Here is a 13484-nt window from a genome sequence, read left to right as displayed (position 1 = left end):
TCACCGACAACCCCGCCGCCGGGCATGGCGCTCTGCGATTTCGCGCCAGAATTCCGGGAGAAGGAACACGGTCCCTACGCCAAACAAGCGAACACCGCAACGAGGTGCCGCCGCGGCGTTCCCTAAAGCATGACGAGAGTGTTGTCTGGCGCGGCAGCCGTTCACCTCTCCCTTGGGAGAGGTCGGCGCGCAGCGCCCGGGCAAGGGGTTACGCTCTCTCGTTGGAGCTGCGGCCCCTCACCCGATTTGCTGCGCAAATCGACCTCTCCCCAATGGGGAGAGGTCGCATCCGATTCAATCCAAACTCATCTTGCTCTAGATCAGACGATTGAAAAATGAGGTCGCGATCGCCTCAGCGCCGTTCCCACAATTGCCTGGTCAGAATGCCGGCCTTGCGCTCGATCGCCTCGGCGGCGTCGAGGCACATGTCCTCGCGATAGCGCGAGCCGACGATCTGGACACCGACCGGCAATCCCTCATGCAGCCCCACCGGCACCACCGCCGCCGGCAGCCCCAGCACGTTCATCGACGAAATGAAGCGCAGGTCGTTCCAGAACAAATCCTTGACACGCTGATCGCCGCCGAGATCGGCGTTGACCTCCGGCGTCTTGCGCACCGTGGTCGGCATCAGCACCAGCGGGTACTGCTCGAGGAAGGTCATCCAGTTCCTGATATGGCCCGACCGCGCGGCGATCGCCTTCATGTAGCCGGCCTGGTCCAACTGATTTGCCAGTGCGATGAAGCCATGGAACGTCTTCTGGAAGTCGGCGCTGCTCACCGCCAGCATCTGGTCCTGCTGCAACACGCGGGTCTCGGTCATGATCAGATCGCACCAGAGCTGCCACACCTTGTTCAGATCGGGGACGTCGACCTCGCTGACGGCATAGCCGGCATCGGCGAGATGATCGGCCGCCTTGCGCTGAAGCGCGATCACGCCACGGTCGGTCACCATGTCCCCGGGGATCTTCGCGAGCGCGACCTTGACCGGCGCGGCCGGCTTCGGACCCTGCAACGGCGCCGGCACGTACCAGGGATCGCGCGGGTCGCGCTGCGCCATCACCTCGAGGCCGAGGCGGACGTCGGCGACATGGCGCGCCAGCGGGCCCTGCGACGACATGAACTGCGCCATCAGCGGACGTTCTGCGGTGGCTGAGGGATTGAACGCGGGAATGCGACCCTGGGTCGGCTTGATGGTGGCGATGCCGTTGCAATGCGCCGGCCAGCGCAGCGAGCCGCCGATGTCGTTGCCATGCGCGATGGTGCCGATGCCGGCCGCGATCGACGCGCCGGCGCCGCCGGATGATCCGCCGCAGGTCACCTCCGCGTTCCAGGGATTGCGCGTCAGGCCGTGCAGCGGGTTGTCGGTGAAGCCGCGCAGCGAGAATTCCGGCGTGTTGGTCAGGCCGATGATGACGGCACCGGCCTTCTTGAGATTGGCCGTCACGGGCGAGTCGCCCGGCGCGATATTGTCCTTGAAGGCGACCACGCCGTTCGAATTGGCCTGGCCCTCGACGTCGATGTTGATCTTGATCGTGACCGGCACGCCATGCAGCGGGCCGACCTCACTGCCGCCGCGCTTGCTTGCCGCCAGCGTCTCGTCCGCGGCCTTGGCGGCCTGCATCGCCGACGCGCCGAGGTCGACGACCACGGCGTTGAGCGCCGGGTTGGCGGCATGCATGCGGTCGAGGTGGGCGCGAACCACCTCTTTCGACGTCACCTTGTCGTTCCTGATCGCCGCGGCGGTCTCGACGGCTGACCATTGCCAGATCGGTGCATTCGTCACTTGGTGTTCTCCCGTTGTGTTCAGAGCTTTGTTGTTGATTCAGTCGCGCGGATCGATCGGCGTCAGCGTCGAGGCGCGCGCCTCGATCACCGCGGCCGCCGCGAGACAGATGTCCTCGCGGAAACGGCCGGCGATCACCTGCACGCCGACCGGCACGCCGCCGGCGGTTCCGGTCGGCACCACGACCGATGGAAAGCCGAGCGCGGGCACCGCGAGCAGCGGCCGCTGCGCGTCGAGCAGCGCGCGCACGACGTCAGCGCCTTCCTGATCCTGATCGAAGCGGAACGGCAGCTGCGCCGAGACCGGAAGGATGATGACGGGGCAGCGCTCCTGGAACAGCTGCCAGGCCCGCACGATCGCAAGCCGCTGCTCGAAGCAGGCCAGCACCTGGTCGCCGTCGAGCTCCGGCGCGTAGGCGATATGGCAATCCAGATTGTAGCGGGACCTCGCATCGCCGAACTTGCGGATCAGCGGCGCCAGCACGCGCCGCTCCTCATTGATGACGAGGCGATGCCAGAGATCGGCGGCCTCCGCGAGCCGCGGCGGCGTGGTCTCCTCCACCGCAAAGCCTGCCTCGGCGAGCCAGCGTCCGGCAGCGCGCACGGCTGCACTGACCTCCGGCGCCTCGTCGCCGAACGGCGCCGGCGCGATCGCGACCCCGATCGGCCGCTCGAGCTGTGCGCCTTGCAGCGGCACCGGCAGCCAGGTGCCGTCGCGCGGATCCGGCTGCGCCATCGCGGCGAGCGCGACGCCGAGATCGGCAACCGAGCGGGCGAGCGGCCCCTGCACCGACATCATCTGCGCGGTGATCGGCCGATCGCTGGTCGCGGACGGATTGAACGACGGTATGCGACCCGGGGTCGGGCGCAGGCCGGCGACGCCGCAGGCGTAAGCCGGATAGCGGATCGAGCCGCCGAAATCATTGCCATGCGCGATCGCGCCCATGCCGGAAGCAACCGCCGACGCGGCGCCGCCGCTGGAGCCGCCCGGTGTCAGCCGGCGGCTCCACGGATTGTAGGTCGCGCCGTGCAGATCGTTGTTGGTGAACCAGCGGTGCGAGAACGCCGGTGTGTTGGTGCGGCCGACGATGACGGCGCCGGCCTTGCGGAAATTCGCGACCACCGGGCTGTCCTCGGCGGCGATGACGTCGCGGAACGCTGCGACGCCATTGGTGGTGGCGTGACCGCGCTGATCGACATTGACCTTGATCGTGACCGGCACGCCATGCAGCACGCCGAGCTCCGCGCCGGATCTCACCGCGGCATCCGCCGCATCCGCCTCGGCCAGCGCTTCATCCGTCAGCACCTCGACCACGGCATTTAGTGCCGGATTGACCTTGGCGATGCGATCAAGGCTCGACTGCACCGCTTCGCGGCTCGAAATCGCACGCGTCGCGATCGCACGCGCCAGATCGACGGCCGACCAGCTCCACAACTCATTCTCGCGCCGCATGACCATCGTCGTCGCCTCCTACGCAAATCTTCAGTCGAGCCGCAACGGCTGGTGAAAGACAGGCAGATCGACGCGCCGATCTCCCTTCGGGACGACCACGGCCTCGGCGCTCAGCACGTGATCGAGCATCACGCGGCGGGCGCGCGCGGCATTGCCGGAGCGGAACGCAGCCATCAGGCGCTTGTGAAACTCGATGTTCTCGCAGGTGAAGCTCGATGCGAATTCCTGCACGCCGAGCTTGCCGATCAAATGGCGGATCGCCTCGTTGACGAAGCGCGCGACCAGGCCGAGCAGCGGATTGGGACAGGCCTCGATCATGATGTCGTGGAAATCGATCTCGGCGTGGCGGTGATGCTCCCAGTCGGTGGGCCCGCCCGGATGATGCTCCTGAACCTCGATCGCCTTGTCGAGCGCGGCGAAATGCGCCGCCGTGAGGTGGCCGACCACGCTGAAGGCGAGCTCCGGCTCGATCAGGCGGCGGATCTGGTAGATCTGCGCCGTACTGATCGACTGGAAATAGAAGTAGTTGCTGAGCAGGCCGACGATCCGGTTGATCGACACCGGCGCCACCCGCGCGCCGCCGCCCGGCCCCGTGGTGTTCTGCACCAGCCCCTGCACTTCCAACGATTTGAGCGCCTCGCGGATGGTCGAGCGGCTGCAGCCGAACATCTCGATCAGCTCGCTCTCCTGCGGCAGCCGGTCGTTGGGCTGCAATCCGGCCTGGAAGATGTGGCCGCGGATCAGGTCGGCAACAGCGTCGGAGCGCTTGCGCTTGATCGAGGCGCGCCGGGACGGGTCCAGGGATGGCAGGGCCGATTTATCCATTTTATGATCATAAATAGGATCGGGATGGCTTGGCAAGGGGTGACCGCCCAAGGGGACGTGCCCGGAGCTCATCCCGGGCATGGCGGCAGAGCGAACATTCTAGGAATTGGCGAGAGGCGATCGCTCAGTTCGTTCCGCGCTGCGCCTCGAGGCTGCGGCTGTAGCGCGACATCGCGAAGCAGAACACGAAGTAGATCACGCCGACGAAGACGTAGACCTCGACGCTGAAGGACTGCCAGGCCGGATCGACGATCGCGGTCTTCGCCGTCGTCAGCAGGTCGAAGATGCCGATGATCAGGACCAGGCTGGTGTCCTTGAAGAAGGCGATGAAGGTGTTGACCAGCGGCGGGATGACGTGGCGGATCGCCTGCGGCAGCACGATCAGCGCGTGCTTCTCCCAATAGGACAGGCCGAGTGCATCGCCCGCTTCATACTGTCCGCGCGGCACCGCCTGCAGGCCGCCGCGCACCACTTCGGCAAGATAGGCGCCGGCATAGAGGATGAAGGCGATCTGCGCGCGCAACAGTTTGTCGATGTTGACGCCGTCGGGCATGAACAGCGGGAACATCACGCTTGCCATGAACAACAGGCTGATCAACGGCACGCCGCGGATCAGCTCGACATAGAGCACGCAGAGCGAGCGGATCGCCGGCAGTTTCGAGCGGCGGCCGAGCGCGACCAGGATGCCGAGCGGGAAGCCGAACGCGAGGCCGAAGGTCGCGAGGATCAGCGTCACCGGCAGCCCGCCCCAACGATCCTGGGTAACGAAGGAGAGGCCGAGGAAGCCGCCCCACATCAGGCAGCCGATCACGATCAGGGCCGCGGCCCACAGCAGGAACAGCTCCTTGCGCCAGAAGCTGCGGCGGCTCGAGACCACGAACAGCGCGATGAAGATCAGCACCGCAAGCGCCGGCCGCCACTGCTCGTCGAACGGATAGGTGCCGAACAGGATGAAGCGATACTTCTCGGGGACGACGGCCCAGCAGGCGCCGACGCCGCGCAGCGCGCGGCATGCGCTGGTGTCGCTGCCGGAGACGATCCAGACCGCATTGGCGATGCCCCATTGCCAGAGGCCGATGCAGGCCTTGCCGAGCAGGAACAGCAGCAGCAAGGTCATGATGCTGGAGGGGATCGAGGCGAACAGATTGGCGCGCAGCCAGGCGGTGAGATGTCCGCCGAGCGCGCGCGGGGCGGGACGCGGGCCGATCGGCAGCGGATCCTGCGGGACATGGGCGACCGAGCTCATCTCAGCGCTCCACCAGCGCGATCCGCGCGTTGTACCAGTTCATGAACAGGCTGATGCCGAGGCTGATGGTGAGGAACACCATCATGATCAGCGCGATCGACTCGATCGCCTGCCCGGTCTGGTTCAGCGTGGTGTTGGCGACCGAGACGATGTCCTGGTAGCCGACCGCGACCGCGAGCGAGGAGTTCTTGGTCAGGTTCAGATACTGGCTGGTCATCGGCGGGATGATGACGCGCAGCGCCTGCGGCAGCACGATGTGTTGCAAGACGAAGCCGCGCTTCAGCCCGAGCGCCTTGGCGGCCTCCGACTGGCCGCGCGGCACAGCCTGGATGCCGCTGCGCACGATCTCGGCGATGAAGGCGGAGGTATAGGTGACGAGCGCGATCAGCAGCGCAAAGTATTCCGGCGCCAGGGTCAGCCCGCCGACGAAGTTGAAGCCGCGCAGCTCCGGCAGCACGATGCGCCAGCTCGCGCCCGCGAGGAACGACACCAGCGCGGGCAGCGCGACGATCAGGCCGAGCGCGTAAGGCCACGCCGGGCGCGCGTTGCCGTCAAGCATCTGCTGCGCGATCAGGCGGCGCCTGACGATGGTGAAGACGGTCAGACCTGCGACCAGCGCGAGGATGGTCCACCAGTTGGACGCGCTTAGCGGGACCGACGGCAGGATCAATCCACGATTGGACAGGAACACGCCTTCGACCGGCTTGAACGCCTGGCGCGCCGCCGGCAGGCCCTGCATCAGGACGTACCAGAACAACAGCTGCAGCAGCAGCGGCAGGTCGCGCAGCACCTCGACATAGACGGCGGCGAGCCGTGCCAAGAGCCAGTTCGACGACAGCCGCGCGATGCCGACCAGCGTGCCGATCACGGTCGCCAACACGATGCCGATCACGGCGACGCGCAGCGTGTTGACGACGCCGACGATGAAGGCGCGCAGATAGGTGTCCTTCGGCGTGTAGTCGATCCAGCTGTCGGCGATCGGCATGCCGGCTTCGCGGCCGAGGAAGGCGAAGCCGGTCGAGATACGCCGCACCGAGAGGTTATGGACCGCGTTCGACCACAGGAAGGCGATGACGGCAACTGCAACGGCAACCACCAGGACCTGCCAGAACAGGCCGGCGACGCGGGGATCGCTGAGCGAAAACCGCCAGGGTCGGGCGGGAGGGCGTTTCGGCGTCGATGTCGTCACAGCGCAAGGATCCCAATGAGAAGCGATCTGCTGCCATGCGCTATGCGCGCGCGTCATATGTTGCACCAAATTGATAAACGTGCAACATATGTTTCATGGCCCAGGCTCAGCCGAAACCATCGCCCCTGAACGAATTGTGCAGCGCATTGCCGTCGCTGCCAATGCGCTTGCAGGAGGTTGGTCGGTTTGTCGCAGCCAATGATTACGACGCCACCACCCGCTCGATGCGCGAGCTTGCCGCCGTCGCCGGCGCCGACCCGGCCTCCTTCACCCGGCTGGCAAAAGCGCTTGGCTATTCCGGCTGGGACGAATTGCGCGCCGCACTCACCGAGGCGCGACGGCCGGCGCAGGGCTCGCCGTTCTCCGGCCGCGCCAGGAGCCGCCGCGGCGGGCCGAATGCCGACGTCAAACTGATTCACGACAAGCTCGAAGCCGAAGCGGCAGGGCTTGCGCGAATTTCCGCGAATGCGATTGCGGACGCCGCGCGTGCGCTGCACGCGGCAAACCGGATCTGGATCACGGGATTTCGCAGCTGCCGCAGCGTGGCGGAACTGCTGACCTATCAGCTCCGCCTGTTCCGGCCCGACGCCGTGCAGCTGGTCGGCGGTTCCGGTCCGTTCGATCTCGACCACGGTGCCTTCCGCACTGAGGACGCCGTGGTCGTGATCGGCTTTGCGCCCTACACCCTGGTCAGCGTCGAGACGGCGCGCGCGGCGCATCAAGCGCGCGCCACGCTGATCGCGATCGCCGACACGATCAGCGCGCCGATGGCCGAGGGCGCCGATCACCTGCTGCTGTTCGAGGCCGCCTCCTCCCCCGGCTTCTTCCCGAGCCTCACCGGCGCGATCGCGGTGGCGCAGTCGCTGGCCGCCGTCGCCTTCACGCTCGGGGGCGCAAGCGCAAAGCGCAAGCTGGAGGAGACCGAGGGCCGGCTTGCCGAGACGTCGCAATATTTTGTCGAGAAAGGATGACCGTCATGGCCGCCAACAAGAGCCGCGTGATGCATCGCAGCCTGCGCGAGACCCCGCCGAAAGCGATCGGTGGTGAAGGCGTCTGGTTGATCGCGGAGGATGGCCACCGCATTCTGGATTCCTCGGGCGGCGCCGCCGTCTCGTGTCTCGGCCACCAGCACCCGCGGATTCTGGCCGCGATCGCAAGACAAGCGTCGAAGATCGCCTATGCCCATACCGGGTTCTTCTCGTCGGAGCCGGCGGAAGAGCTCGCCGAACGGCTGGTCGGCCACGAGCCGGGCGGCCTCGGCTATGTCTATTTCGTCAGCGGCGGATCGGAGGCGATCGAGGCCTCGATCAAGCTGGCGCGGCAATATTTCATCGAGCGCGGCGAGCCGAAGCGTGCCCGCTTCATCGCCCGCCGGCAGAGCTATCACGGCAACACGCTGGGCGCGCTGTCGGCCGGCGGCAATGCCTGGCGCCGCGAGCCCTACGCGCCGCTGCTGTCGCCGTCGTTCAGTCACGTCACGCCCGCTTTTGCCTATCACGAGAAGCGCGACGATGAATCGGAGGCCGCGTTCGTCGGCCGCCTCGCCGCCGAGCTCGAGGCCGAATTCCAGCGGCTCGGCCCGGAGAATGTCGCGGCCTTCATCGCCGAGCCCGTGGTCGGCGCCACTGCCGGCTGCGTGCCGGCACCGGAGGGATACTTCAAGGCGGTGCGCGAGATCTGCAACCGCCACGGCGCGCTCCTGATCCTTGACGAGGTGATGTGCGGCATGGGCCGCACCGGCACGCTGCATGCGTGGGAGCAGGAAGGCATCGCACCCGACATCCAGGCGGTCGCCAAGGGGCTCGGCGGCGGCTATCAGCCGATCGGCGCGATGCTTGCGAGCGGCAGCATCGTCGACACCGTGCGCAACGGCTCCGGCGCGTTCCAGCACGGTCACACCTATCTGGCGCATCCGCTCGCCTGCGCCGCCGCGCTCGAAGTGCAGAAGGTCATCAGCGAGGAGAGGCTGCTCGACCAGGTCAAGGAGCGCGGCCGCCAGCTCGAGCAGCGGCTGGTCGAGCGTTTCGGCAATCACCGCCATGTCGGCGACATCAGGGGCCGCGGCCTGTTCTGGGGGATCGAGCTGGTCGCTGACCGCGGCACACGGCAGTCGTTCGATCCCAAGCTGAAGCTGCATCAGCGGATCAAGTCCGCGGCGTTCGCTGGCGGGCTCGGCTGCTATCCGTCCGGCGGCACTGCCGACGGCCAGCGCGGCGACCATGTGCTGCTCGCCCCGCCCTATATCGCGACGTCCGGCGACATCGACATGATCGTGGAAAGGCTCGGTGTCGCAGTCGACAGCGCATTGAAAGACGTTGGTCATTAGGAGGAGGACAGAATGAGGAACGTATTGATCGCGGCGAGCCTGCTCGTCGCGGGGCTTTCAACCGCAAGCGCGGCGACGCTCGACACCGTCAAGCAGCGCGGCACGCTGGTGTGCGGCGTCTCGACCGGCTTTGCCGGCTTTTCGGCGCCGGACTCGCAAGGCAATTTCAAGGGCCTCGACGTCGATTATTGCCGCGCGCTCGCCGCCGGTGTGCTCGGCGATCCTGCCAAGGTGCGCTACGTCGCGCTGACCGCGCAGAACCGCTTCACCGCGCTGCAGTCCGGCGAAATCGACGTGCTCTACCGCAACTCGACGCAGACCTATCTGCGCGGCACCACGCTCGGCCTGCGCCAGGGCCCGGTCAATTTCTACGACGGCCAGGGGTTTGTGGTGAAGAAGGACCTCGGCGTGAAGGAGCCGAAGGATCTCAAGGGCGCCACCGTCTGCGTCGCCCAGGGCACCACGCATGAGGTGACGCTCGGCGATTACGGCCGTGCCAACGGCATCGACTGGAAGCCGCTGGTGTTCGATCGGCCCGACACCATGTACCAGGCCTTCTTCGGCGGCCGCTGCGACGCCATGACCCAGGACGCCTCCGCGCTCGCCGGCGCGGTCGCGACCGCAGCACCGAAGCCCGACGATTACGTCGTGCTGCCGCTGACCATCAGCAAGGAACCGCTCGGCCCGTTCACCCGCAACGGCGACGAGGTCTGGAGCGACATCGTCACCTGGCTGCATTACGGCCTGGTCGAAGCCGAGGAGCTCGGCGTCACCCAGTCGAACGCCGACGAGATGACGAAGTCGCAGGTCCCGGCGATCCAGCGCCTGCTCGGTGTATCCGGCGATCTCGGCAGCCGGCTCGGCCTCGACAACAAATGGCTGGTCCCGGCGATCAAGGCCGGCGGCAATTACGGCGAGATCTTCGAACGCAATGTCGGCAAGGCGAGCCCCCTGAAGCTCGAGCGCGGCCTCAACGCCACCTGGAGCAAGGGCGGCTTGATGTACGCGATCCCGTTCAAGTGATCTCCACCTCGCCCCGCTTGCGGGGAGAGTTCGTCATTCAAGCAAAGCTTGAATGACGGGTGAGGGGGAGTCTCCGCATATCCCCCTCTGACCTGTTACGACGATAGAGCCCCTCACCCCAACCCTCTCCCCGCGAAGAGCGGGGAGAGGGAGAAGAGCAGCGACCATGCGTATCACGCTCATTCACGCCCTGAAGCACTCGATCGTGCCGATCGAGGCGTCATTCGCACGACATTGGCCGGAAGCGCGGCTGATGAATCTGCTCGACGACAGCCTGTCGGCTGATCTCGCGCGCGAGGGCAAGCTCACCGAGCGCATGACCGAACGCTTCCTCGTGATGGGCCGCTATGCGACCAGCACCGGCGCTGACGGCATCCTGTTCACCTGCTCGGCATTCGGGCCCTGCATCGAGGCGGTGGCGCGCGCGCAGGCGCCGATGCCGGTCCTGAAGCCGAACGAAGCCATGATCGAACAGGCGGTCGCACGGGGAAAGCGGATCGGCCTGCTCTCGACCTTCCCGCCGACGCTGGTGTCGATGCCGCCGGAATTTCCGTCTGAGGTCACGCTGGTGCCGAAGCTCGCCGAGGGCGCGCTGGCCGCGCTCGATCGCGGCGACCGTGCGGAGCATGACCGCATCGTGGTCGAGGCCAGCAAGGACTTGCGCGACTGCGACCTGATCGCGCTCGCGCAGTACAGCATGGCGCCGGCCGCCGAGCGTGTCGCCGAAGCCACCGGCCGCGAGGTGCTGACGACGCCGGACAGCGCGGTCAAGAAGCTGAAGGCATTGCTCGGAATCAACCAGGCGCACCGATAAGCGCCTTGTTCCGGCGGTAGTGGCTTTTGGCCCGTAGCCGACAAACAAGTCTGTCGATAGTGTGCCGCGCGGCCTCGGCGGAGGCGCGTGACGGACACCTCCTGCCGTCACATAACCTTCCTAGACTGAGGCGGCCAACTTCCGGCCGAGATGAGGGCAAATTCCCGATGCGAAATACCCCTTTCCTTGTGATTGCAGCCGTCTTTTCCTTTCTCGAACCGGCCGCCGCCCAGCAGGCCCCGCCTGCGTCATCGGCGAATGCGCAACTGACGCAAAAGATGAATGCCTATGTCGGGTGCATCAACCGCCTCTCGGCGCGATCGTACGAATCCCGCGACCGCTATTTTTCCTGGGCCGCCAAGAGCGGTCCCACCGGCAAGGAGCGGATCATCTACGGCACCTATACGATCTACGACACGTCCGACTGCAAGACGAGCGTCGCAGCCGCCAATGCGGCGGACCCGCACGATGCCGGGCTTGAAGCCGCCGCGAATGCCTATGTTGCCGCCGTCACCACGCTCGAGCCGCTGTTGAAGGAGGCGGACGACTACTACACCCAGGAGAACTACAAGGACGACAAGATGGCCAAGGGCAAGGCGCTGCATCCGCGCCTGGTCGCGGCCTGGGATGCGTTCGCCGGCGCCGACAAGGCGTTGCGCGCCGGCGTCGAGGCCATCAACGACAAGCACGCCGCCGAGCAGCTGGCCGCGATCGAGGCGAGTGAAGGCCGCAAGACGCACTATTATGTCGAGGCCCTGATGATCCAGGCCAAACGCGTGCTTCGCGCGCAGCAGGCCGACAAGCCCGACATCGACGCGATCACCCAGGCGCTCAACGAGTATGAGGCCACGGTGAAGGCAACCGAGGAGGCCTCCGGCAAGGACGGCGACGCCAAGCTCGGCTCGATGTTCATCGGAAGCGCCAAATCGTTCCTCACCACGGCGAAGCAACTGATGCGCCGGGTTCGCGACAAGGTGCCTTACAGCTCGGGTGAGAAGATGATGCTGAGCAACCCCGGCGCCGGCTGGATGGTGGAGGGGTCGCCGGCCCGGCTGATGCGTGACTACAATCAGCTCGTCGACGGCTACAACCGCGGCGCCCGCATCTGAATGGCGCGCCGAAGTTCCAGCGCTGCGTAGGGTGGATTGGCCCACCGGGGTCCGCGCAAAGCGCGGCCCGACGACAAGCTCCGGCGCAATCCACCGCAACGCAGAGGCAGTGGCGGATCGCGCCTTGCGGCTAATCCGCCCTGCACACCTCACGTGCCCGCGTCATTCACATTCAGATCGACGCCCTGCGGGTCCTTGATGGTCGAGACCGTGATCAGCGAGATCAGCGCCAGCACCGCGATGTAGACGCCGACGCGCCAGGACTCGCCGTAGCTGCCGATGATCCATTGCGCGATCATCGGCGCGAAGGCGCCGCCGAAGATGGCGCCGAGCGCGTAGCCGATCGAGACGCCGGAATAGCGCACCTTGGCTGGAAACAGCTCGGCATAGAGCGCCGCCTGCGGGCCATAGGACAAACCAAGCGCAATGGTGAGACCGACGGCGCTGACGAAGAACAGCAAGAGGTTCTTGCTGTCGATCAGGAACCACATCGGCACCGCCCACAGCACCATCAGGCCGTATCCGATCTGGAAGCAGCGCACGCGGCCGATCTTATCACCGAGGATGCCGCCCAGCAGCGTGAAGATGAACCAGCTCACCGCCGCCAGCGTGCCGATCAGCAGCAGCTGCTCGGACGGCATCTTCAGCGTGTTGGCACCGTAGCTGATCAGGAACGCGATCAGGATATAGCCGGCCGCATTATTGGCCATGAAGATCAGCGCGGTGCGGAAAATCTCCTTGGCATGATTGCGCATCAACTCCTTCAGCGGCGCGGAGGATTCCTTGTGCCGGCGCTGCATCGCCTTGAACACCGGGGATTCCTCCACGGTGCGGCGGATCACGATGCCGACGACGATCAAAAGAATCGATAGCAGGAACGGAATGCGCCATCCCCATTCGATCATCGCCTGCTTGCCGAGCGTCGCGGTGAGCACCCACAGCACGCCGGTCGCCAGAATCATACCGAGCGGCGTGCCGATCTGCGGAAACGAGCCGAAGAAGCTGCGCTTGTCGCGAGGCGCCGATTCCACCGCCATCAGGGCCGCGCCGCCCCACTCGCCGCCCGCCGAGAAGCCCTGCAGGATCCGAAGCAGAATGAGGAGTGCCGGTGCCCAGGCGCCGATCTGCGCATAGGTCGGCAACAGGCCCACCAGCGCGGTCGCAGCGCCCATCAGCAGCAGCGTGACCACCAGCATGTTCTTGCGCCCGAAGCGGTCGCCGAGATGGCCGCAGACGATGGCGCCGAGCGGACGGAACAGGAAGGACAGGCCGAGCGTCGCGAACGAGACGATCTGTGCCAGCAGCGGATTGTTCGCGTTCATCGGCGCGAAGAACAGCGCGCCGAACACCAGGCCCGCCGCCTGGGCGTAGACGAAGAAGTCGTACCATTCGATGGTGGTGCCGACGAGCGTTGCGGTGAGGACCTTGCGCTCCTCATCCGACAGTTCAGCGCCGCGCGAGCGCGCGGAGATCTCGATGGACATTGGCCTCCCCAAACCCGTTCTTGAATCAGTTCTTGGCCGCGCGGGCGTGACCGACGCGATGCGCCTGCCCCGTGCGGATGCTGGTACGGGGATAGCAGAGGTTTTCGCGCGGCACGAGCTAAATAGTTGCAGCAGCAACGATATCGCCCAGGCCGAGGCCGCCGGTCCGGTTCCATGACCGGATTACCTCAGCCCTCGCCGACGGTCTCCCATCTGGAAATGCCGATTGTGCA

12 protein-coding genes are annotated in these 13484 nt (G+C 66.2%); 6 read left to right on the top strand and 6 right to left on the bottom strand.

Annotation, left to right across the window (positions count from 1 at the left end; translation table 11 throughout):
* Positions 1-352: 352 nt before the first annotated feature.
* The 5 genes from JQ507_07075 to JQ507_07055 form a co-directional block, all read right to left on the bottom strand.
* A complete protein-coding gene (locus JQ507_07075; protein ID QRI73230.1) occupies positions 353-1807 on the bottom strand; it encodes an amidase family protein in 1455 nt (484 codons plus the stop codon).
* A 15-nt stretch (positions 1808-1822) separates the two neighbouring features.
* Positions 1823-3235: an amidase family protein gene (locus JQ507_07070; GenBank protein QRI73229.1), complete on the bottom strand. Its 1413-nt coding sequence runs from the start codon at positions 3233-3235 to the stop codon at positions 1823-1825.
* Positions 3236-3265: 30 nt separating this feature from the next.
* A complete protein-coding gene (locus tag JQ507_07065) occupies positions 3266-4060 on the bottom strand; it encodes a FadR family transcriptional regulator (protein ID QRI71246.1) in 795 nt (264 codons plus the stop codon).
* Positions 4061-4184: 124 nt separating this feature from the next.
* Positions 4185-5306 (bottom strand): ABC transporter permease subunit, encoded by a 1122-nt coding sequence (locus JQ507_07060; protein ID QRI71245.1) that lies wholly within the window; start codon positions 5304-5306, stop codon positions 4185-4187.
* Position 5307: 1 nt separating this feature from the next.
* On the bottom strand, positions 5308-6495 hold the full coding sequence (locus JQ507_07055) for an ABC transporter permease subunit (protein QRI71244.1): 1188 nt from the start codon (positions 6493-6495) through the stop codon (positions 5308-5310).
* A gap of 95 nt (positions 6496-6590) precedes the next feature.
* Between JQ507_07055 and JQ507_07050 the strand changes: the two genes are divergently transcribed.
* From JQ507_07050 to JQ507_07030, 5 genes are all read left to right on the top strand, one after another.
* Positions 6591-7466, top strand: a complete 876-nt coding sequence (locus JQ507_07050) for a MurR/RpiR family transcriptional regulator (GenBank protein ID QRI71243.1) — start codon at positions 6591-6593, stop codon at positions 7464-7466.
* Positions 7467-7471: 5 nt separating this feature from the next.
* A complete protein-coding gene (locus tag JQ507_07045) occupies positions 7472-8821 on the top strand; it encodes an aspartate aminotransferase family protein (protein ID QRI71242.1) in 1350 nt (449 codons plus the stop codon).
* A gap of 12 nt (positions 8822-8833) precedes the next feature.
* Complete coding sequence (locus tag JQ507_07040) at positions 8834-9844, top strand: amino acid ABC transporter substrate-binding protein (protein ID QRI71241.1); 1011 nt, start codon at positions 8834-8836, stop codon at positions 9842-9844.
* A gap of 166 nt (positions 9845-10010) precedes the next feature.
* Positions 10011-10658 (top strand): arylsulfatase, encoded by a 648-nt coding sequence (locus tag JQ507_07035; GenBank protein QRI71240.1) that lies wholly within the window; start codon positions 10011-10013, stop codon positions 10656-10658.
* A 191-nt stretch (positions 10659-10849) separates the two neighbouring features.
* Positions 10850-11767, top strand: a complete 918-nt coding sequence (locus tag JQ507_07030) for a YiiG family protein (GenBank protein ID QRI73228.1) — start codon at positions 10850-10852, stop codon at positions 11765-11767.
* Between the two features lie 149 nt (positions 11768-11916).
* Here JQ507_07030 and JQ507_07025 read toward each other — a convergent pair whose 3' ends face one another.
* Positions 11917-13251: an MHS family MFS transporter gene (locus tag JQ507_07025; GenBank protein QRI71239.1), complete on the bottom strand. Its 1335-nt coding sequence runs from the start codon at positions 13249-13251 to the stop codon at positions 11917-11919.
* Here JQ507_07025 and JQ507_07020 point away from each other — a divergent pair.
* Positions 13244-13429, top strand: coding sequence for a hypothetical protein (locus tag JQ507_07020; protein QRI71238.1), 186 nt, complete (start codon positions 13244-13246; stop codon positions 13427-13429). The two genes, JQ507_07025 and JQ507_07020, sit on opposite strands and share 8 nt — an antisense overlap.
* Positions 13430-13484 lie beyond the last annotated feature (55 nt).

This window comes from Bradyrhizobium sp. PSBB068, from assembly GCA_016839165.1.
In the GTDB taxonomy this organism is placed as follows: domain Bacteria; phylum Pseudomonadota; class Alphaproteobacteria; order Rhizobiales; family Xanthobacteraceae; genus Bradyrhizobium.
Note: the sequence above shows the minus strand (reverse complement) of the source record. Positions and strands in the feature narration are given on the sequence as shown.

What these genes read in the sequence shown, in the direction of transcription:
- JQ507_07065 (QRI71246.1), bottom strand. Translation starts at nt 4,060, where the DNA reads ATGGATAAATCGGCCCTGCCATCCCTGGACCCGTCCCGGCGCGCCTCG.
- JQ507_07020 (QRI71238.1), top strand. Translation starts at nt 13,244, where the DNA reads ATGGACATTGGCCTCCCCAAACCCGTTCTTGAATCAGTTCTTGGCCGC.
- JQ507_07070 (QRI73229.1), bottom strand. Translation starts at nt 3,235, where the DNA reads ATGCGGCGCGAGAATGAGTTGTGGAGCTGGTCGGCCGTCGATCTGGCG.
- JQ507_07050 (QRI71243.1), top strand. Translation starts at nt 6,591, where the DNA reads ATGGCCCAGGCTCAGCCGAAACCATCGCCCCTGAACGAATTGTGCAGC.
- JQ507_07060 (QRI71245.1), bottom strand. Translation starts at nt 5,306, where the DNA reads ATGAGCTCGGTCGCCCATGTCCCGCAGGATCCGCTGCCGATCGGCCCG.
- JQ507_07025 (QRI71239.1), bottom strand. Translation starts at nt 13,251, where the DNA reads ATGTCCATCGAGATCTCCGCGCGCTCGCGCGGCGCTGAACTGTCGGAT.
- JQ507_07035 (QRI71240.1), top strand. Translation starts at nt 10,011, where the DNA reads ATGCGTATCACGCTCATTCACGCCCTGAAGCACTCGATCGTGCCGATC.
- JQ507_07040 (QRI71241.1), top strand. Translation starts at nt 8,834, where the DNA reads ATGAGGAACGTATTGATCGCGGCGAGCCTGCTCGTCGCGGGGCTTTCA.
- JQ507_07045 (QRI71242.1), top strand. Translation starts at nt 7,472, where the DNA reads ATGGCCGCCAACAAGAGCCGCGTGATGCATCGCAGCCTGCGCGAGACC.